Origin of the sequence: Herbaspirillum sp. VT-16-41 (genome assembly GCF_001994935.1) — a bacterium.
Classification (GTDB): Bacteria; Pseudomonadota; Gammaproteobacteria; order Burkholderiales; family Burkholderiaceae_D; genus Herbaspirillum; species Herbaspirillum frisingense.
Window position 1 is genome coordinate 26,772 of the sequence record NZ_MUXB01000151.1, and the last position, 18,937, is coordinate 45,708.

The window sequence follows — 18,937 nt, forward strand, 5'->3', positions numbered from 1 at the left end:
TCAGGTACGCAGCCCGCGTCGGGCCAGGTAGAGGCCGGAGAGCGTCGTCACCAGGGCATCGAGCACCAGTGCCAGCAAGGCCGTGGCCGCCGCGCCCAGCAGCAGCTGGCCGTGGTTGTTCAGGTAGATGCCGGGGAAGATCAGGCCGCCCAGGCTCTCGCCGCCGATCAGCATCGACAGCGGCGCGGTCCCGACGTTGATCGCCAGCGCCGTGCGCACGCCACCGACGATGATGGGCAGCGCATTGGGCAATTCCACCCGCAGCAGGATCTGGTGCGGCTTCATGCCGATGCCGCGCGCCGCTTCCTTCATGGCAGCCGGCACGTTCTTCAAGCCCTCGTAGGTATTGCGCACGATGGGCAGCAGCGAAGCCAACCACAGCGCCAGGATGGTGGGACCATTGCCGATGCCGAAGAAAGCCAGTGCCAGCGCCAGCACGGCGATGGACGGGATGGTGTTACCGATGTTGAAGATCTGGATGAATTTTTCTGCACTGCGCTGCATCGAGGGACGCGAGAGCGCAATACCGGCCGGAATACCGGCCGCCAGGGCCAGCGCCATGGAAAAGAAGACCAGTTCCAGGTGCTTGCCGGTGTAGTAGATCAGGTCACCGCGATACTTCTGGATGACCTCCGGGCCGATCCACCAGACCAGTCCTGCAAGGACCAGCGCAATACCGCATGCGCCGGCGAAGACGTGACGAACACGTGTCATGTTACCCCCGTTGGTATAGCCGGCACGACATGACGCCGCGACGACGGGTTATAGAGTCAATTTTTAAGGGGTTCGCTGCCCATCAGGGCGTATCGTTTGGATGCGAACCGAAAGCTGCAAGGGCAGCGATGAAACCGAAGCGATGAAGCCAGCCTCGGCATGATGCACACCGGACAGGGATGGGAACGGTTCACCGTGGAGAACGGGAGGGCGTTCGCGCTGCCAGCCGGAAATTTGGACAACCCGCACAAGCGCGGATCGGACACTGCTGAGAGTCGTAGTTGAACAAGTTATGTCGCGAAGACAAACGATAGTTTAAACCAATCGCTTAATGCTGTCCAGCAATGTAGCAATATGAATCCATAACTTGCAGATCTGAAGCACTTTTAAAAGTTCCCAACAGCGGTCAATATGCTGTCAAAAGAGTGCAACCTGAAAACCGCCCTTCCGGCGCTATCCCTTGCCCCAAGCGGCATCCTGCCGAGCTTGGCGACGATGTAAAGCGTCAAAAAAAATCGCCAGTCACGGCTGTGACTGGCGATCTTTTCCATGCAACCTGCTGGCGACGGCCAGCGTCGGAAATCAGGAATCGGCCTGGAACGTATTCAGCGGATAGCCCCAAACACCTTGCCGATGATGGCACTGCCACTGCCCACCGGGTCCTTGCGGATCGCCTTTTCCTCTTCGCCGATCATCAGGAACAGGCCATCCAGCGCGCGCTGCGTGACGTAGCCCTCCACCGTGCTCTGGTCGGCGCTGACCAGTCCGGACTTGGCGACCTGCCCCATCACAGCGTTATAACGGCCGGAGAGCCCGTTGCGGTCGGTGATCTGCTTGACCAGAGGCAGGAACTTCACGGCCAGCTCACCCGAGGTCTTCTGGCGGAAGAAGTCGGTCACCGAGGTGTCGCCACCGGTCAGGATGTTCTTGGCATCGCTCACCGACATGGCCTTGACCGCGTTGATCAGCAGCGGCTTGGCCAACGGCACGGCGGCTTCGGCCGCGTGGTTCATGTCGGCCACCAGGCCATCGACCTGGCCACCCATGCCGGTCATGCGCAGGATGGGCATGGCCTGCTCCAGGGCGCCTGGCAGGTGGATCTTGACCTTGTCGTTATTGAAGAAGCCATTGGGACGCCCGAGGTTGGCGACCGCCGTGCTGGCGCCCTTTTCCAGCGCGGCCTTCAAGCCGGCGCTGGCGTCCTGGTTGCTCAGGTCGGAGAGGGAAAATGCGAAGGCGCTGCAGGAGGCGAGGATCAGGCTGGCCGCAACCAGGCGGCGCAGGGGGGAGGAAGGAAGGGACATGCGGAACTCCATCGTGACGGTGCGGCGATGATACCAGCCCTGCCCCGTCTCCCCTATCGGCTCATTTGCCGCGCGACAGCTCCAGGCCCGCGTTGTGCGGCAGCCTGCCGCTGATCGGCACCGAGGCCACCGAGAACAGGCCGATCACCACGAAGGCCGGCCAGAAGTCGGCAGCGACGATGCTGGAATGGCCTTGCAGGTGGTTCGACAGCTGCAGCACGATACCGGCCACGGTCACGCCCAGTCCCAGCGACAGCTGCTGGATCACGCTGGCCAGGCTGGTGACGCGACCGGCATCGCGGTTGTCGATGTCGGCATAGGCAATCGAATTGAGACAGGTGAACTGCAGCGCCGGGAACACGCCGCCCATCAACACGATGGTGACAATGAGCAGATAAGGCGTATGGATGCTGAAGATACCGTACGCCGCCAGGGCAATACCGGCGAACACGGCATTGACCATCAGCACCGTGCGGAAGCCATAGCGGCGCAGCACGCGGCTGGCCAGCAGGCGGATGAACAGCGAGCCGAAGGCCGAGGCACAGGTGATGCTGCCGGCCTGGAAGGCGGTCATCCCCAACCCTTCCTGCAAGGCCAGCGGCAACAGGAAAGGCACGGCGCCCAGGCCGATGCGAAACAGCGAACCACCCACCACGCTGGCATGCAGGGTGGGAATGCGCAGCAGCCGGAAGTCCAGCAGCGGGAAGGCGATCTGGGTGGAATGGCGGTAGTACATCACCAGCGCGATGGCGCCGATGGAGCACATCGCCACCGGCGTGGCGCCATCCACCAGATGGCTGCCGAACAGCGACAGGCCCAGCATGATCATGGCCGCGCCGACCGAGGTCAGTACAAAACCCTTCACATCCAGCGGTGCCGGGTCGTCTTCCTTGAAGTTCTGGATGAAGCGCTTGGCCAGGTACAGGCCGAGGAAGCAGAAGGGAATATTGATCAGGAATACCCAGCGCCAGTGGAAGTAGGTGGTGATGAAACCACCCAGCAGCGGCCCCACCACCGGCCCCAGCAGCGCCGGCAGGGTGAGGTAGCTGACCGCCTTGACCAGTTCGGACTTGTCCACCGAACGGGCGATGATGACCCGCCCCACCGGCACCATCATGGCCCCGCCGATGCCTTGCAGGAAACGCGCTGCCACGAAGGTCACCAGCGACCCGGAGACCGCGCACAGGATGGAACCGGTCATGAACACGATCATGGCCGCGCTGAACACCTTGCGCGCGCCCAGCTTGTCAGCCATCCAGCCCGAGATCGGGATGAACACGCCCAGCGCCGCGACATAGGCGGTCATGGCCAGCTTGAGGGTGATCGGGTCCTGGTTGAGATCGCGCGCCAGCGCGGGGAGCGAGGTGGCCAGCACGGTGGCGTCCATGTTTTCCATGAACAGCGCACAGCCGACGATAAGCGGGATGAGCAGCGAAGGTCGCACGATGGGCAACAGATGGCGGAATGAAGGTGGCGGAGGTTCTGTGCCTCCTGAAGCTTCACAGTTTATACCAGTTGAGCTTTTCTTGCGGGCAAGCCCCGCGGGCCTTTGCTGACCGGTGCCTGTTGCTGAACTTCACTTCTGTTTGTAGCTCTACCGTAAGGCAACGCACCGTCCGCGCACTACAATGTGCCGGGCCGCCTGCTTTTTACGGTTTTGAACTGCACTTTTTCTGGAGCCTGCATGAACAACGACACCCACAGCAAAACCCTGGGCTACCTGCTCTGGATCTTCGGATTCACCGGCGCTCACCGCTTCTACTACGGCAAGCCGGTGACGGGCACGATCTGGTTCTTCACGCTGGGCTTGCTGGGCATCGGCTGGATCATCGACCTGTTCCTGATCCCTTCGATGGATCGCCAGGCCGATGCGCGCTTCGTCGGTGGCGAGGTCAATTACTCGGTGGCGTGGCTGCTGCTGACCTTCCTGGGCCTGTTTGGCGTACACCGCATGTATATCGGCAAGTGGATTTCGGGCATCGTCTACCTGTTCACGGGAGGCTTCTTCCTGCTGGGCGTGCTCTACGATTTCTGGACGCTCAACGCGCAGATTTCGGAACGCAACCACGGTGCCAGGACGTAAGCTCGCGGCGGCACACGGCCGCCGCTATTTCTTCTTCAGGGCCTTCAGGCGCTTGGCGGCGAGATGGACGGTGTCCAGCTGCGCCTTGCGCTTCATCGATTTCCAGTCCTTGATTTCATCCCGGGTGCGCCCGCAGCCGGTACAGACTTCGTGCTTGAGCTTGCACAAGGAGACGCAAGGGCTCTTGACCTCTTTTCCCAATTTCACTTCCCGCTTGAATACACCAAAGGCCTGACTGTACTTCAATGCGGCAGGCGCTGCAGGCCGGGCATCGTCGATGGCAGCATCGATACGGAAATCGACCGACGAAAAAAAGCCCGCATCCTTGCGGATGCGGGCTGCCCACGACTACCTCTGCTACGGTTACTTCAGTTACTGCGTCACTGCATTTGCTGCGTTTGCTACTTTTTGAAACGGCCGTCTGCTTTCCCCGAGTACCAGTCTTTCAAGCAAACGACCGAGGGGAAGTATCCCGATTCGGGCAGGTCGTGAGGATAGGAAAAATCTGAAAAATCGTATTAATTCGTACCGGCTTCCTTGTCGGTCTTGTCCGCGTTATCCGCCTTGTCCGCCTTGTCCGTCCGCTCCAGCTTGAAGCGGGTCACCAGCAACTGGTTGATGCGATTGCCCTCGATGTCGACCACCTCGAACTTGAAGTCCGAGAACAGCACGAAATCGGTCTTCTTGGGAATCTTGCGCAGCATGTACATGATGAAGCCGGCCAGGGTCTCGTAGCCGACCGGGTTGGGATATTCGTCGATGTCCAGTTCGTTCATCACGTCGTTGAGCGGCGTAAGACCATCCATCAGCCAGGAGTTTTCATCGCGGCGCACGATCTGCTGCTCTTCCTCGGCCATGGCCAGCAGGTTGCCCATCAACACCCCGGTGACATCGGTGATGCTGATGATGCCCACCACCAGCGCATATTCGTTGACCACGATGGCCAGGTCCTCGTCCATGGCCTTCATGCGCTCCAGCACTTCCCACAGGTTCAGGCTGTCGGGGATGGACAGCGGGGTATGCACCAGCCCCTTGTCGGCCAGGGAAAACTGCTCGCCCTTGAGCAGGCGCTTCAAGACGTCCTTGCTGTCGATATAGCCCAGCACGGCATCGATATGGCCTTCGCAGACCAGGAAGCGCGAATGCGGATGCTCGATGATCTTCTGGCGTATCGTGTCTTCACTATCGGTAAGCAGGAAGTAGACGATGCTGTCGCGCGGCGTCATGGCCGAGGGCACGTAGCGGCTTTCCAGCTCGAACACGTTTTCGATCAGGTGATGCTCCTGCGTGAGCAGCACGCCGGCCTGGGCGCCGGCATCGACCATGGCGTGGATCTCGTTGGGGGTGATGACTTCGGTGCGCACCTGGGGCAGGCCGAAGAGCGTGAAAATCCACTTCGACAGGCTGTTGAAGAACCACACCAGCGGCTTGAAGAGCTTCTCCAGCAACAGCATCGGCTTGACCAGCGCCACCGCCGCCCGCTCCGGCGCCACCATGGCCAGGCGCTTGGGCATCAGATCGGCGAAAAGGATGAAGAAGGCCGTCACCACCAGGAAGGACATGGCGAAGCTGACATTCTCCAGCAACGGGCCGACATAGAAGGTGCTGATGATCTCGCGCATATGCGGCGTCAGCGCCGGCTCGCCGACCACACCACCGAGGATGGCCACGGCATTCAGACCGATTTGCACCACCGTGAAGAAATTGCCCGGCTGCGCCTGCAGCGAGAGCACGCGGTCGGCATTTTGCACGCCCTCCTTGGACATCATCTCCAGGCGGATCTTGCGGGAGGCTGCAATGGAAATCTCGGCGCAGGAAAGAAAGGCGCTGACCACCACCAGGAGCAGGATCAGCAGCAGGCTGGCGAATAGGCTCATGTTGTTCTTATCTCATTGATTTGATGTGACATTCTCTCGCGCAACGGGGATAAAAAGCAAATAAAGCAAATGCCGGCAAATCGATGGGATTTCCCGGCATTGTCAGCCAACTTCACCTGTGAGGCCCGACGTCTGCCCTCAATAGACGTCGCGCCGGTAACGCCCCTGCTCGGCCAGCGCCTGCAGGGCCGCCTCGCCCAGAATCTCCTGCAGCGCCAGCGTGACGCCGGCCGCCATGCCCTGCAGGCTGCCGCACACGTACAGGCTGGCGCCCTGCTCTACCCACTGCGACAGTTCAGCGGCGGCCTCGCGCAGCTTGTCCTGCACGTAGATGCGCTGCGGCTGGTCGCGCGAAAAGGCCAGGTCCAGCCGCTGCAGATGGCCCTTGGCCAGCCAGTCCTGCAGCTCGTCGCCATGGAAGAAGTCGTGCCGATGCGAACGCTCGCCGAAGACCAGCCAGTTGCGGCGCTGCCCGGCGGCGATGCGCTGGCGCAGATGCGCACGCAGTCCGGCCAGCCCGGTGCCGTTGCCGATCAGGATCAGCGGACCGTCGTCCTGCGGGCCATGGAAGGCGGTATTGACCCGCACCCGCAGGTCGATCTCCTGGCCCGGCGCGGCATGCAGGCCCAGCCAGCCGGAACCGATGCCAGCCCGGCCATCGGGCTGGTGCATCAGCCGCACCATCAGCTCCAGGCCACCATCGGCCGGCAGCGAGGCAATCGAATAGGCACGGTGCGGCAAGGGTTTCAGGCGGGCGAGCAGGTCAGCGCCGGACAAGCCGCGCAAGGCCTGCAGCGCCGCGGCCTCGTGCGGCAGCAAGCGGCTGGCGAGCACCGGAGCCAGCGTTGTCGTTTCATTCTGCAAACCCAGCGCCTGTATGAAGCTCTGTACTGCCTGGTCGCTGTTGCGCGGGCCGATCTCGGCGATGTCGCCGGCCTGCCAGCTCGGCGCGGGCAGGTCCAGCGGCGTGAGTTGCAGGTGGTACACCGCTCCACCGGCGCTACCCGGATTGAGCAGCCGACGCTGCGCCAGCCGCCAGCGCCCGTAGGCCGGCGCACTCCAGTCGGCCTCGTCGCTATGCCCGCTGAGCACGCCCAGCTGATGTTGCCAGTGGCGCAGGGCACCGTCGTCGCCGTTGTCGACGTCGATCACATCGAACAGCGGCTGCGCGTGGCGGCGCCCCAGCCAGGCATGCAGCGCATAGCCGAAGGCGCAATATTGCTGGTAGCTGCGGTCGCCCAGCGCCAGCACCCCGAACTGCAGTTGCGGCAGCGGCGCGCCCGGGGACGGCTGCGCCATGCGTTGCGCCAGGGTGGCGGCCATGTCGGGCGCATCGCCCTCGCCGGTGGTGCTGACCACGAACAGGATCAGCCGCCTGCGCAGCAGGTCATCCTCGTGCAGCAGGTCATCCTCCTGCAACTGGTCCAGCGGCAGCACGCGTACCGCCATGCCGCCGGCCCGCAAGCTCTGCGCGCTCTGCAGGGCCAGGCGCTCGGCCGTGCCGGTCTGGCTGGCAAAGGCCAGCAGCACGGTGGCGGCATCGCTGTTGCCTGCGGCCGCGCCCGCCCATTGCGCCTGCTGCCGGCGCTGCGCGCGGCGGTAGGTGAGCGCCGTCATGACGCAGAACACCAGATAGGTCAGCGCGACGAGCGCCGCCAACAGATAACGGGTCTGCAGTGCCATGCTCACTCCAGCATGGCGGCCAGGGCCGGGGTCATGGTTTCGCGGTAGCCCTGCGGCTGCGCGCTGATGAACAGCGCCGCAATACCGCGCTGGCGGGCGAAGGCCATGCCGGCCTCCTCGCCCAGCACGGTCAGCACGGTGGCCAGTGCATCGGCCACCATGCACTGCCGGTGCAGTACCGTCACCGAGGCCAGCGCCTGCCGTACCGGTGCGCCAGTACGCGGATCGATGGTGTGGGCATAGCGCTGGCCCTGATGATCGACATAGCGGCGATAGTCGCCCGAGGTCGCCACCGACAGGCCGTGCAGTGCCACCACCATGCCCGGGCCGGTATCGTGCGGGGGCCGTTCCAGCGCCACCCACCAGGGCTGGCCGTCGGCCTTGAGGCCCTGCCCGGCCAGCTCGCCACCGATTTCCACCAACCAGCTTGCACAGCCAAGTTCATGCAGGGCCTGCGCCACCAGATCGACCGCGTAACCCTTGGCGATACCTGAAAAATCCAGAGAAACGCCACCGGCCTGCAGCACCCGGCGCTGCTCGCGGTCCAGTACGATGCGCTGCCAGCCGCAGCGCTGGCGCACGGCCGCAAGGCGCTCCGGATCGGGCAGGCTCAGACGGTCGGTGACCACGCTACCGGCGCCAAAACCCCACAGATCGACCAGCGGCCCGACCGTGGGATCGAAGGCGCCTTCGCTGTCGGCCGCCATCGTCAGCGCGGCATCGAGCACGGTAAAGAACGCCGGCGGCAATGCATGCCAGCTACCGGCCTCGGCCTGGTTGAAGCGGCTGATGATGGACTGCGGCGACCAGGTGCTCATCTCGTCGATCACGCGCTGCAACTGCGCCTGGATGGCATCGGCAATGGCCGCCGTGGTCAGCGCCGGCGGGGCCAGCACTTGCACGCTCCAGGTCGTGCCCATGGTGTCGCCGGCCAGGCGATGGGCCACTACCCCGGCGGGCAGCGCGGCCGGGGCCTCCAGGTCGATGGGGATCAACACGCGATGGGACATCGTCACCGCTCACACTCCAAACAGGTATCCAAAATGAAAACGGCGCCCGCATCGCAGGCGCCAACAAGGTCGGTCAGGCCGTGCTCAGGGCAGCACTTCGATGGTGGCAATGTAGGTGGCGCGGCGTTGGGTGGCCTGCGGCAGCGTGGTCTTCTGGTCGGCGACGCTGGCTTCCATCCAGTACATGCCCGGGCCCGCCCACTTCACGCTGAACTTGCCATCAGCCGCGGTCTTGAGCTTGGTATCGAGCAGCTTGTCGCGATAGCGGATGCCGCCGGGCACCAGTTCCACTTCGATGTCGGGGGCCGGCTTGCCGTCCAGCAGCAGCTGGAAGGTCGCGGTGTCACCCGCCACCAGGTCGGTGGGATGGGTCACGGGGACCAGCTCCAGACCGGTGCCGGTCGGCGCCAGGGCAGCCGTGGTCGGCTTGCCGGCGGTGACGAAGGTCTCCACCCGGCTATTCATCTGGGTCACCTTCAGTTCGGTGGCGTTGGCCGGGATCTCCTTGGCCAGGGCCTCGGCGCTACCGCGCCAGCGCTTCTGCTGGCCATCGATCTTGTAGCTGGCGAAGACGCCGTTGTTGACCACGGCGATCTTGTAGGTGCCGGGCTGGCTCAGTTGCACATCGAAGGTGCTGCGATACTTGCCGGTGGCGGCATTGACCGCCTGCAGCGGCTTGCCGTCGGGGCCGGTCACCACCAGCCCGTCCAGGCGCAGTGGGAAGTGTTCGAAGTAGAACAGGTCGTTGGAGACCGCCGCATCCACCGTCACCCAGGCCTCGCTGCCGGAGAGCACGGTGGCCGAGGGCAGCAGCCACTGGCGGTGGGCATGGGCCGACAGCGGCAGGCTGATGGCCAGGGCCAGCGCGGCGATCTTCATGGAACGGGCGGTGAAATGCTTCAGGGAAAACGTCATGACAGGTTCCTCTTTCTTGATGGTTTTATGGTGTGATGCTGCGCTTCTGTGCCTCAGGGCTTCAGTTCCAGCGCTACCGCCCCCAGTTCACTGCTGCCCTGGCCCTTGGCGCTCTGGACCGACTTGGGCGGCCACTGGAACGGCAGCTTGACCAGTTCGCGACCGCCGACTTCGCGGGCGGCTTCCACCATCAGCACATAGTCACCCGGGGCCAGATTGGCCAGCGGCCCCTTGGCAGAACCGAAATTGAGCTTCTGCTCACCCGGCGCGCGGGTGGCACCGCTGACGCCGTCGATCGGCATCTGCTGCTCGCGGCCAGTACGACGCCACCACTGCCGCATATCCTTGAGCCACTTCTCGCCTTCCTTGTCCTTTTTCTTGACGTCGTACCAGACCGCCAGATTGGCCGCCACGCTCTGGTCGGCGCGTTCGATCCAGGCCGCCAGGTAGGGCCGGTGGTATTCGGCCACGTTCAGGGTGGGGACCTCGATCTTCAGGTTCATCTCCGCCGCACCGGCCGGGGCGGCCGTGGCGAACAGTGCCGCCATGGCCAGCGCCAGGGCGGTCGGTTTGAGCAGCATGGAATGACTACGCTTCATGTGACCTCGCAAAATAAGACAGGATGGCTGGCTGCAAGCCCACCGGGCTCGTCTGGCTGGGAGAAAAACGCAAGCTTCAATGCATGAACAGCAGCGCCAGCAACAGTGGCGCCACCAGGCCCAGCGCGACCAGCGGCCAGGTGGCCGGGCGCTTGCCGGCATGCATCTGCAACAGGAACAGCCCGGTGATGCAGAACACCAGGCAGGCTACGGCGAAAATATCGATGAACCAGCTCCAGGCGGCGCCGGTATTGCGGCCCTTGTGGAGGTCGTTGAAATAGGAGATCCAGCCGCGATCGGTCTTTTCGTATTCCACCTGCCCGTCTTCCAGCGCCACCCGCAGCCAGGCATCGCCGCCGGGACGTGGCAGCGCCACATAGACTTCGTCGGTCGACCACTCCGCCGCCTGCGTGCCCACCGCCACCGACCACTGCTGGGCGACCCAGTCCCGCACCGGCGCGGGCAAGGGGTCCTTGCTGCCGCCTTTGGTATCGACGGCGGACGCCGCCTCGGCCTGCTGGCGCAGCGGGGTCAGCAGCGCGGGCGGCAGCACGGCGGTGCGATGCACCACCTGCGGCTTTGCTTCGATCTGTGCGGCGTGGTTCAGCGTCAGGCCGGTGACGGCGAAAGCCAGCATCGCCACCAGGCAGATGCCGGAACTGATCCAGTGCCACTGGTGCAGGTGCTTGAGCCAGAAGGCCCGACGCTTCTGGTCCGCAACGGCATTGACAGGGATGAGCGAAGAATCCTTCATGAAATCGACAACCGAAATGAAGCAGGTTGCAAATAATAACAATTCTCAATTATAGCTTCACTGCTGCGCTGTGCCAGCCCCATCGCGGGTCTTTTACTTTGCGATACATGACGATACAAACCCGCCCACGCAGCTCCCGCAGCCGTCCGTCTCAAGGCGCCAGCCCGGCAGCGATACGCAGCGCCAGGGCCAGTGAGGCCGGCAGCATCGGTCCGTGCGCCAGCCCCGGGAAGCTGCGCATCTGCACCTCCAGCCCCTGGCGCTGACGCAGCCGCACCGCCATTTCCTGCAGTGCCTGGGGCGGTAACCAGGCGCGCGCGGCCAGCATGGCGCGGCTACGTTCATCGAGCTCCCGGGCGGGCTTGCGCTCGCGCTGTTCGGCCTCCCCCACCATCAGCCACAGCCGGGCGCCGGGCGCCTCCGTGAAACGCCGTTCTTCTTCCAGGATCAGGCCGCGCTGCCACCACAGCGACGGGCTGGCGGCGATATAGCGGGAGAACAGCCCCGGCCGGGTGAACAGCGTATGCAAGACGAACAAGCCACCGTAGGAATGCCCCCACAGGCTCAGGCGCCCACTGTCCAATGGCGCCAGCCGACGCACCTGCGGCAGGATGCGATCCTGCAACAGGTCCAGGAACACATCGGCCCCACCGCCCCGGCGTCCGCGCAGGGCTTCGTCATCGGCCTGCCCGGCAGGAATGGGCGGCGTGTAGTCATAGGCGCGGGCCGCGACATCGAAGCGCAGGTCAGTGTCGTAGCCAATGGCCACGATCAACGGCGGTCCGACCGCGTCCAGCGCCTGCAACTGCGCTTCGTCGATGGCCGCCAGCGCGGCATTGCCGTCCAGCAGGACGATGGCCGGATAACCGTCCGCCGGCGCGGCACGGCGTGGCAGGCACACGGTCACCCGGTAGCTGCGCTGGCCGTCCTGCGAGCGCAGCGCAAAGCGCTCGAAGCGATACCAGGCCGAACCGTGCTCGGCAATCGTCGGCCCCAGCCGCTGCGACAGGTCAGGCTGCGCTACCGCCATTGCCGGCAGGCTGGCCAGCATGGCGGCCACCAGCAGGCGCCGCCGGTGCAGATCGACGCCGGCCATCAGAAGCGCTGCGTCAGGCTGACCCACAGGCGGCGCCCATCGCCGACGGTGTTGAAGCTCTGCTCATCCAGACGCTTGTCGGTAAGGTTGTAGATCGCCGCGCTGACCGAGGTGAGCTTGTTGATGTCATGCGTCACACCCAGGTCGGCCAGGGTATAGCCCTGGTACTCCTTGACCCCCGACGAGGAAATGGTGGTGCCGGCAGTCCCCACGCGCGCAGCTGCATTGACCTCCTTGCCGTGGTAGGCCAGCGCACTCCAGACGGTCCAGGCATCGGCCGGGGTCCAGTCGGCACGCAGGTTGAACATGTGCTTTGGCGTGCGGGCCAGCGCATAGCCATCGTAGGCGCCTCCCTTCTGGCGTGAATCGGTATAGGTGTAGTTGGACTTGAACGCCACGCTGCGGGTGGCCTGCCAGCGCCCGCTCAACTCGATGCCCTTGATCGTGGCGCGATCGACGTTGTAGCTGGTCCAGAGACGATAGTTGCTGTTGGCCGACCAGCGCGCAATGCTGCCATCGGCGTTATAGACCAGGGCATTGCTGACCTTGTCCTTGAAGTCGGTGTAGAACAGCGTGGCACCGGCGGCCAGGCCGGCGTGGTTATCCCACTGTGCGCCCATTTCCCAGCTGGTGCTGGTCTCGGGCTTGAGGTTGGGGTCGCCGATGATGACCCCGCAGGTGCCGGTGGGGCCGACAGTGCAGCCAGCGCCCCCGGTGGTATAGGCGTAGCCCGGTGCGATGGTGCGAATGTCCGGCGCCCGGAAACCACGCGAGACACCACCCTTGAGCACCAGTTGCTCGCTGCCATGCCAGACCGCATACAGGCGTGGGCTCCAGTGGTTGCCATAGACCTGGTGGTGGTCCAGGCGCAGGCCGCCGGTGAGGGCCAGGCGTTCGGTCAGCTTCCACTCGTCCTCGACGAACAGCGCCTTCTGGGTGATCTTGAACTGCTGCACCAGGGTACTGCTCACGCCCGGGTTGACGTCGGTCAGGGTGGCCCCGTTCCACTGGCCGCCCAGTACCAGCCAGTGCGCGCCCAGCGGCAGGGACAGCTTGCCGTCCATCACCAGGTTCTCGATCTTGGGGGCGCGCGCGGCCTGGGTGTAGCTGTCGCTGCCGACCGGGCTTTCGGTGTAGCTCTTGCGCTGCGCCTTCTCGTAGGAGATGGACACATCCGAGGTGGCCCAGCCATAGCGACCGGTATGCGACAGCGACATGTGGTCGCGCGGGTTTTCGTTGTAGGTATCGGCCGTGGTACGCGTGGCCGCCAGGGTGTGATAGCTGGAGGCATCGCGCCGCACCTGGGTGGTACCGATCTCGGCCAGGATGTCGTGGTCCTTGTTGGGCGTCAGCGCCAGGCGGGCGGTAAAGTCGGTGTCCAGCGCCTTGGTATTACCGTTGAGGATGCGGTCTTCCTGGCGCTTGTAGACCTTGCCCCACATCTGCAGTCCCAGCACATCGCTGGCGATGGGACCGTTGACGTAGAACTGGCCCTGGTAGGCATCTCCCGAGTCGGCATGCTGCTGCAAGGTGGTATCGACGCTGACCGAGCCGCCCCACTGGCGCGCCACCTTCTTGGTGATGATGTTGATCACGCCGCCCATCGCATCTGAGCCGTAGAGCGAGGACATCGGCCCACGCACCACCTCGATGCGTTCGATGGCCGCCAGCGGGGGAATGAAGGATTGCTCGAAGCCGGAATTGCCGTTGGTGCGCGCATCGCGCGTGCTCTGCCGCTTGCCGTCCACCAGGATCAGGGTATAGGCACCGGGCAGGCCACGAATGAAGATGTCCTTTTCGCTGGCGGTGCCGGTGACAGTCACGCCCTCGACATCCTTCAAGGCATCGGTAAGGTCGCGAAAGGGTTTCTTCTTCAATTCATCCTGGCCGATGACGGTGATGCTGGCCGGTGCATCGATGACTTCCTGCTCGAAACCGGTGGCGGTGACCACCACCTGGCTGAGGCCGGCTTCGGCCTGCTGTGCCTGCGCCAGACCGGCCGACAAGGCCAGTGCGGCAGCCACCGCGAGCGTCATGCGATTGGGTGTGAAAAGACGGTATGCGTACATGTGATTGCTTCCCCTGTTGGATGCCAGCGTGCCGACGTCCGGGCGCACACGCTCCCCTGCTGGCCACGGTCATGGCCTGCAACGTCGCTGGGGAAATGGATTTGCGCCAGACCGGACGGGTCCTGGTCGATTGCCGTTGATTTGCAAATGAGAATTATATTCATTTAAAATCGGCAAAAGTTTGTCAAAGTGTGGCAAGCCAGACAGCCAAAGCCACCGGAGAAGGAACAACCATGCAAGTGCAACGCCACATCCTGGTGGTGGACGATCATCCCGATATCTGTGAACCGCTGGCCGCCTACCTGCGCCGCCAGGACCTGCTGGTGAGCATGGCCCTGGATGCCGCGCAGGCGCGCACGCTGCTGGGCAGGCAGCGCTTCGACCTGGTGGTGCTGGATGTGATGATGCCGGGCGAGGACGGCCTCTCGCTGTGCCGCTACATCGACCAGCAACTGGGTACGCCGGTGATCCTGCTGACGGCCATGGCCTCCAGCGACGACCGCATCCGCGGCCTGGACACTGGTGCGGACGACTACCTGATCAAGCCCTTCGAACCCGGCGAATTGCTGGCCCGCATCCGCAGCGTGCTGCGCCGCATCGCCCGCCAACTGCCGGGCGCGGCGCTGCCCGCTGCGCCGCTGGCGGTGCGGCGCTACCTCTTCGATACGTGGACCCTGGATGTGGACAAGCGCGAACTGCGCGACCGCGACGGCGCCAGCGTGACCCTCTCCAGCGTCGAATACCGCCTGTTGCGCGTCCTGGTGGAACATCCCAACACCGTGCTCTCGCGCGACCGCCTGCTGGACCTCACCGCTGGCACCGAAGCCCAGGCCTTCGATCGCAGCATCGACAGCCAGGTCAGCCGCCTGCGCAAGAAACTCGAACCCGACCCGCGCCGCCCCAGCCTGCTCAAGACGGTATGGGGCAACGGCTATCTGCTGGCGGCCCAGGTCAGCGCAGAGCCCGCCGTCTCATGAGACTGTGGCCGCGCACCATGACCGGCCAGTTGCTGGCCCTGCTGCTGGTCGGTCTGGTAGCGGCCCATGCCATCGGCCTGATGTTGGTATTGGGCAATGGCGAACGTATCCACGTGATCTCGCGCGAGCAGATGGCCGAACACGCCGCCATCGCCTGGCGCCTGGCCCTGCTGCCCAAGCCCCAGGCCCGGGCGGCGCTGCACCAGGCCAGCCTGGACAGCCGACGCTATACGCTGGACCCGCAACCGCACATCGATGCCCAGCACCAGCGAGGACGCGACCAAGACATCCTGCGCCAGCGCCTGCAGGACCTGCTGGCGCTGCCCGCCGATGCCCTGCGGGTGAGCCTGTACGAATCCCCGGAAGGCCCGGCCACGCTGCGCATGGCGTTGCGCACGCCAGATGGGCATTGGGTCAACACCGTGCAGTTCCCGGTGATCACCCAGGGCTGGCAGCGCCCGCTACGCTTCTCGGTGCCGGTCTCGACGCTGCCGGTGCTGGTCATCGTGGCGCTGTTCCTGCGCCGCATCCTGCGCCCGATCAAGGCCCTGGCACAGGCCGCCGAACGGGTCAGCCGGGGTGAGCAGATCGACGCCCTGCCGGTCACCGGCCCGCAGGAAGCGCGCGACGTCACCAGCGCCTTCAACCTGATGCAACAACGGCTGCGCCGCTTCGTGGAAGACCGCACCCGCATGCTGGCCGCCATCAGTCATGATCTGCGCACGCCGATCACCTCCCTGAGACTAAGGGCCGAACTGGTGGACGATGCCGCGCTGCGCACGGCGATGATCCGCACCCTCGAGGAGATGCGGGTCATGGTGGAAGAAACGATGCACTTTGCACGCGACGACGCCCACGCCGAAGCCACTCAACAGATCGATCTGCAGGCACTATTGCGCGAGATCGCCGAGGAACAGTCGGCCCAGGGGCACCAGGTGCTGCTGGAAGAGGCGACTTCCCAGCCCTATCGCTGCCGCCCGATCCACCTGCGCCGCGCCCTGGGCAACCTGGTGGACAACGCAGTGCGCTATGGCCAGTGCGCGCGCCTGTCGCTGAGGGCGCAGTCAGATGGCGCGCTCACGATCCTGGTCGATGATGACGGCCCCGGCATCGCCGAGGCGCAATTGGAGGAAGTCTTCAAGCCCTTCGTGCGCCTTGACCCGGCCCGCCATCGGGGCCGCGACAGCCATGTCGGCCTCGGGCTGGCCATCGCCCGCTCCAGCGTGGAGGCCCATGGCGGGCGCCTGCTGCTGTGCAATCGCAGCGGCGGTGGCCTGCGCGCCCAGGTGAGCTTGCCGGCCTGAAATCTCCCGCGCCGAAGGCTAGCGCAACAGCTCGTAAGGCCCGCCCTTTTCCAGCGCCCGCTGGTAGGCCGGCCGGGCGTGGATGGCTTCCAGGTAGTGGAGCAGCCTGGGATAACGCGCATCCAGTCCACCTCGCGCCCGCAGGCCCTCGACCGGGAAACTCATCTGGATGTCCGCCCCCGTGAACTGCGCGCCGGCGAACCACCCGTCCTTGCCCAGTTCGGCTTCCATGAACTTGAGCTGCCGCTCCTGCTGCGGCGCGACCACGCGGCTGCGCATGCCCTGCGCCAGCATCTTGGCGATCGGACGGATCAGCACCGGCACGGCCCCGGGCATCTTGGCGAAGATCAGGCCCAGCAACAGCCAGGGCATGGCCGAGCCCTCGGCGAAGTGCAGCCAGTAGCGATAGCGCAGGCGCTCGGCGGTACCGGCGGCCGGTAGCAGGCCACTGTCGGCACCGTAGCGTTCCAGCAGGTATTCGATGATGTTGCCCGACTCGGCCACCGTCAGGTCGCCATCGGTGATGACGGGCGACTTGCCCAGGGGATGGACCGCCAGCAGTTCCGGCGGGGCCAGCATGGTCTTGGGATTGCGCTGGTAGAACTTGATCTGGTAATCCAGCCCCAGCTCTTCCAGCAGCCACAGCACGCGCTGGGAGCGGGAGTTGTTCAGGTGATGCACGGTGATCATGGCGGCGTCCTTGTACCTTGTAGAATGCGGGCTTAGCACTCTAACACCACTCTCCCACATCCCTCTTCCATGGCCGCCATGCCTCTCTACAAACAATTTGCCGACCAGCTGGCGGCCTCGATCCGCGCCGGCGTGCTGCGCCCGGGCGAGCGCATCGCCTCGGTACGCATTGCCAGTCAGCAACACAAGGTCAGCGTCACGACCGTGGTACGCGCCTACGAACTGCTGGAAAGCCAGGGCATCATCGAAAGCCAGCCGCAATCCGGCTACTTCGTGCGGGCGCAGGCCGAGACCGTGGCCATGCCCGTGGCCAAGACCTCGCGCGAGGATCACCCGGCCTGGCAGGAATCGACCGAGGTCGACGTCAGCCGGCTGGTCCTGGCTACGCTCAGGACCATCCAGCAGGACGGCACCGTGCCGCTGGGGTCGCCCTACCCCAACCCGGCGCTCTTCCCCTCGCACCGGCTGGCGCAGTACGCCGGCAAGATCGCCCGCCATGCCAGCCAGTCCAGCGTGTTCGACGACCTGCCGCCGGGCCATCCGGAACTGCTGCGCCAGATCGCCCGGCGCTACCTGGAAAACGGTCTCAAGGTCGCCCCCGAGGAAATCGTCATCACCGTCGGCGCGACCGAGGCCATCAACCTCTGCCTGCAAGCCGTGGCCAAGCCGGGCGACACCATCGCGGTCGAGACCCCGACCTTCTACGCCATGCTGCACGCCATCGAGCGACTGGGCATGCGGGCGCTGGAAATTCCCACCGATCCCGAGCGCGGGATGGACGTCGGGGCCCTGGAAGAATGTCTGAAGACGCAGGCCGTGGCGGCCTGCATGGTGATGCCCAACTTCCAGAATCCACTCGGATTCCAGATGCCGGACAGCGAAAAGGAAAGGCTGGTACGCCTGGCCGAACAGCACCAGATGCCGCTGATCGAAAACGCCGTCTACAGCGAACTCTATTACGGCAATGCCCATCCTTCCTCGCTGAAGAACTACGACCGCGACGGCCTGGTGCTGCACTGCTCGTCCTTTTCCAAGAGCCTGACCTCGGCCTACCGCATCGGCTGGGCCATGCCCGGCCGCTACCGCGATCAGGTGGAAAAGCTCAAGTTCCTCAACACCCTGGCCACGCCTACCGCCCCGCAACGGGCCATCGCCGAATACCTGACCCAGGGCGGCTACGAGCGCCACCTGCGTCGGGTACGCCGCGCCTTTGCCCAGCAGCGGGAATTGATGCGGCACTTCGTGCTGCGCTTCTTCCCCGAAGGCACGCGGGTCTCCGCGCCCGAAGGCGGTTATGTGCTGTGGGTGGAGTTGCCGCCGCAGGTGGATGCGATGGAGCTGTATCGCCGCAGTCTGGCACTGGGCATCACGGTGGCGCCGGGGCGCATCTTTGCGGCCACCAATCGCTACAGCCATTTCATCCGGCTCAACTACAGCTATGACTGGTCGAGGGAGATCGAACAGGCCCTCAAACTGATGGGCAAGCTGGTGCAGGAACTGGCGGATTGAGTTGTCTGCGGCTGCTCACGGCGGCGGTGGCGCCTAGGTCGCTCAGGTAGCGCCTACTGAGGCGGCGGCACCAGCAAGCTGACGCTGCCGGTCCCGTCCTCGTTCATCGCTACCTGCACCACGCCGGCCTCTTCCAGCGCCGACAGCAGACGCCGCAAGGTACTCATGCGCAGTTGCGTGCGCTTGGACAGGCGCGCCAGTGACAGCGCGCCGCCCTCCTTCTCTTCGGCGTCGGCCTGCAAGGTTTCGACGATGAGCAGTACCTCGGGCGGCACCCCAAGTTGCCGCGCCCGCTCCTGCAGGTCGCCGCTGTCCGGGTCCGCCGAGTCCGCCATGTCTGCCACGTCCACCAT

19 protein-coding genes are annotated in these 18,937 nt (G+C 64.8%); 4 read left to right on the forward strand and 15 right to left on the reverse strand.

What is annotated here, in order from left to right; genetic code table 11:
- The 4 genes from BTM36_RS23830 to BTM36_RS23840 all read right to left on the reverse strand — a co-directional run bounded on the left by BTM36_RS23830 (position 1) and on the right by BTM36_RS23840 (position 3,414).
- Positions 1-714, reverse strand: coding sequence for an ABC transporter permease (locus tag BTM36_RS23830; protein WP_077238220.1), 714 nt, complete (start codon positions 712-714; stop codon positions 1-3).
- A 386-nt stretch (positions 715-1,100) separates the two neighbouring features.
- Positions 1,101-1,265: a hypothetical protein gene (locus BTM36_RS28450; protein WP_168189832.1), complete on the reverse strand. Its 165-nt coding sequence runs from the start codon at positions 1,263-1,265 to the stop codon at positions 1,101-1,103.
- Between the two features lie 54 nt (positions 1,266-1,319).
- On the reverse strand, positions 1,320-2,018 hold the full coding sequence (locus tag BTM36_RS23835) for a DUF4197 domain-containing protein (RefSeq protein WP_077238221.1): 699 nt from the start codon (positions 2,016-2,018) through the stop codon (positions 1,320-1,322).
- Between the two features lie 61 nt (positions 2,019-2,079).
- Positions 2,080-3,414, reverse strand: a complete 1,335-nt coding sequence (locus BTM36_RS23840) for an MFS transporter (RefSeq protein ID WP_077238243.1) — start codon at positions 3,412-3,414, stop codon at positions 2,080-2,082.
- Between the two features lie 288 nt (positions 3,415-3,702).
- Between BTM36_RS23840 and BTM36_RS23845 the strand changes: the two genes are divergently transcribed.
- Positions 3,703-4,101, forward strand: a complete 399-nt coding sequence (locus BTM36_RS23845) for a TM2 domain-containing protein (protein WP_077238222.1) — start codon at positions 3,703-3,705, stop codon at positions 4,099-4,101.
- Between the two features lie 24 nt (positions 4,102-4,125).
- Here the strand turns inward: BTM36_RS23845 and BTM36_RS23850 are convergent, their stop codons facing one another.
- From BTM36_RS23850 to BTM36_RS23890, 9 genes are all read right to left on the reverse strand, one after another.
- Positions 4,126-4,302 carry a DUF1289 domain-containing protein gene (locus BTM36_RS23850; protein ID WP_077238244.1) on the reverse strand — a complete coding sequence of 59 codons (177 nt, stop codon included), beginning with the start codon at positions 4,300-4,302 and terminating at the stop codon, positions 4,126-4,128.
- Positions 4,303-4,619: 317 nt separating this feature from the next.
- Positions 4,620-5,978 carry a hemolysin family protein gene (locus tag BTM36_RS23855; RefSeq protein WP_077238223.1) on the reverse strand — a complete coding sequence of 453 codons (1,359 nt, stop codon included), beginning with the start codon at positions 5,976-5,978 and terminating at the stop codon, positions 4,620-4,622.
- Between the two features lie 138 nt (positions 5,979-6,116).
- The gene (locus BTM36_RS23860; protein ID WP_174616909.1) at positions 6,117-7,661 is read right to left on the reverse strand and encodes a sulfite reductase subunit alpha; all 1,545 of its coding nucleotides are present in this window, start codon (positions 7,659-7,661) and stop codon (positions 6,117-6,119) included.
- A 2-nt stretch (positions 7,662-7,663) separates the two neighbouring features.
- On the reverse strand, positions 7,664-8,671 hold the full coding sequence (locus BTM36_RS23865; RefSeq protein WP_077238225.1) for an FAD:protein FMN transferase: 1,008 nt from the start codon (positions 8,669-8,671) through the stop codon (positions 7,664-7,666).
- An 84-nt stretch (positions 8,672-8,755) separates the two neighbouring features.
- Positions 8,756-9,586, reverse strand: coding sequence for a DUF4198 domain-containing protein (locus BTM36_RS23870; RefSeq protein ID WP_006464544.1), 831 nt, complete (start codon positions 9,584-9,586; stop codon positions 8,756-8,758).
- Positions 9,587-9,639: 53 nt separating this feature from the next.
- Entirely contained in the window at positions 9,640-10,185 is a 546-nt protein-coding gene (locus tag BTM36_RS23875) for a DUF2271 domain-containing protein (RefSeq protein WP_077238226.1), read from the reverse strand.
- Positions 10,186-10,261: 76 nt separating this feature from the next.
- On the reverse strand, positions 10,262-10,939 hold the full coding sequence (locus BTM36_RS23880) for a PepSY-associated TM helix domain-containing protein (RefSeq protein ID WP_077238227.1): 678 nt from the start codon (positions 10,937-10,939) through the stop codon (positions 10,262-10,264).
- A gap of 151 nt (positions 10,940-11,090) precedes the next feature.
- Entirely contained in the window at positions 11,091-12,035 is a 945-nt protein-coding gene (locus BTM36_RS23885) for an alpha/beta hydrolase (RefSeq protein ID WP_077238228.1), read from the reverse strand.
- Entirely contained in the window at positions 12,035-14,104 is a 2,070-nt protein-coding gene (locus BTM36_RS23890; RefSeq protein WP_077238229.1) for a TonB-dependent receptor, read from the reverse strand. The genes BTM36_RS23885 and BTM36_RS23890 overlap by 1 nt, the downstream gene beginning before the upstream one ends.
- Before the next feature lie 233 nt (positions 14,105-14,337).
- Here BTM36_RS23890 and BTM36_RS23895 point away from each other — a divergent pair, with 233 nt between their 5' ends.
- Together BTM36_RS23895 and BTM36_RS23900 are read left to right on the forward strand one after the other, a co-directional pair.
- On the forward strand, positions 14,338-15,081 hold the full coding sequence (locus BTM36_RS23895) for a response regulator (protein ID WP_077238230.1): 744 nt from the start codon (positions 14,338-14,340) through the stop codon (positions 15,079-15,081).
- The gene (locus BTM36_RS23900) at positions 15,078-16,385 is read left to right on the forward strand and encodes an ATP-binding protein (protein WP_254427082.1); all 1,308 of its coding nucleotides are present in this window, start codon (positions 15,078-15,080) and stop codon (positions 16,383-16,385) included. Before BTM36_RS23895 ends, BTM36_RS23900 begins: the two co-directional genes overlap by 4 nt.
- An 18-nt stretch (positions 16,386-16,403) precedes the next feature.
- Here the strand turns inward: BTM36_RS23900 and BTM36_RS23905 are convergent, their stop codons facing one another.
- The gene (locus tag BTM36_RS23905) at positions 16,404-17,075 is read right to left on the reverse strand and encodes a glutathione S-transferase family protein (RefSeq protein WP_077238232.1); all 672 of its coding nucleotides are present in this window, start codon (positions 17,073-17,075) and stop codon (positions 16,404-16,406) included.
- A 69-nt stretch (positions 17,076-17,144) separates the two neighbouring features.
- On the opposite strand from BTM36_RS23905, the gene BTM36_RS23910 reads away from it, so the two are divergent.
- Positions 17,145-18,584, forward strand: a complete 1,440-nt coding sequence (locus BTM36_RS23910) for a PLP-dependent aminotransferase family protein (protein ID WP_039876111.1) — start codon at positions 17,145-17,147, stop codon at positions 18,582-18,584.
- A 53-nt stretch (positions 18,585-18,637) separates the two neighbouring features.
- On the opposite strand, the gene BTM36_RS23915 is transcribed toward BTM36_RS23910, so the two are convergent.
- Entirely contained in the window at positions 18,638-18,937 is a 300-nt protein-coding gene (locus BTM36_RS23915) for a helix-turn-helix domain-containing protein (RefSeq protein ID WP_077238233.1), read from the reverse strand.

Coding starts and splice junctions, on each gene's coding strand:
- BTM36_RS23830 (WP_077238220.1), bottom strand. CDS start 714: ATGACACGTGTTCGTCACGTCTTCGCCGGCGCATGCGGTATTGCGCTG.
- BTM36_RS28450 (WP_168189832.1), bottom strand. CDS start 1,265: ATGGAAAAGATCGCCAGTCACAGCCGTGACTGGCGATTTTTTTTGACG.
- BTM36_RS23835 (WP_077238221.1), bottom strand. CDS start 2,018: ATGTCCCTTCCTTCCTCCCCCCTGCGCCGCCTGGTTGCGGCCAGCCTG.
- BTM36_RS23840 (WP_077238243.1), bottom strand. CDS start 3,414: ATGGAAAACATGGACGCCACCGTGCTGGCCACCTCGCTCCCCGCGCTG.
- BTM36_RS23845 (WP_077238222.1), top strand. CDS start 3,703: ATGAACAACGACACCCACAGCAAAACCCTGGGCTACCTGCTCTGGATC.
- BTM36_RS23855 (WP_077238223.1), bottom strand. CDS start 5,978: ATGAGCCTATTCGCCAGCCTGCTGCTGATCCTGCTCCTGGTGGTGGTC.
- BTM36_RS23860 (WP_174616909.1), bottom strand. CDS start 7,661: ATGGCACTGCAGACCCGTTATCTGTTGGCGGCGCTCGTCGCGCTGACC.
- BTM36_RS23865 (WP_077238225.1), bottom strand. CDS start 8,671: ATGTCCCATCGCGTGTTGATCCCCATCGACCTGGAGGCCCCGGCCGCG.
- BTM36_RS23870 (WP_006464544.1), bottom strand. CDS start 9,586: ATGACGTTTTCCCTGAAGCATTTCACCGCCCGTTCCATGAAGATCGCC.
- BTM36_RS23875 (WP_077238226.1), bottom strand. CDS start 10,185: ATGAAGCGTAGTCATTCCATGCTGCTCAAACCGACCGCCCTGGCGCTG.
- BTM36_RS23880 (WP_077238227.1), bottom strand. CDS start 10,939: ATGAAGGATTCTTCGCTCATCCCTGTCAATGCCGTTGCGGACCAGAAG.
- BTM36_RS23885 (WP_077238228.1), bottom strand. CDS start 12,035: ATGGCCGGCGTCGATCTGCACCGGCGGCGCCTGCTGGTGGCCGCCATG.
- BTM36_RS23890 (WP_077238229.1), bottom strand. CDS start 14,104: ATGTACGCATACCGTCTTTTCACACCCAATCGCATGACGCTCGCGGTG.
- BTM36_RS23895 (WP_077238230.1), top strand. CDS start 14,338: ATGCAAGTGCAACGCCACATCCTGGTGGTGGACGATCATCCCGATATC.
- BTM36_RS23900 (WP_254427082.1), top strand. CDS start 15,078: ATGAGACTGTGGCCGCGCACCATGACCGGCCAGTTGCTGGCCCTGCTG.
- BTM36_RS23905 (WP_077238232.1), bottom strand. CDS start 17,075: ATGATCACCGTGCATCACCTGAACAACTCCCGCTCCCAGCGCGTGCTG.
- BTM36_RS23910 (WP_039876111.1), top strand. CDS start 17,145: ATGGCCGCCATGCCTCTCTACAAACAATTTGCCGACCAGCTGGCGGCC.
- BTM36_RS23915 (WP_077238233.1), bottom strand. CDS start 18,937: ATGGTGGACGTGGCAGACATGGCGGACTCGGCGGACCCGGACAGCGGC.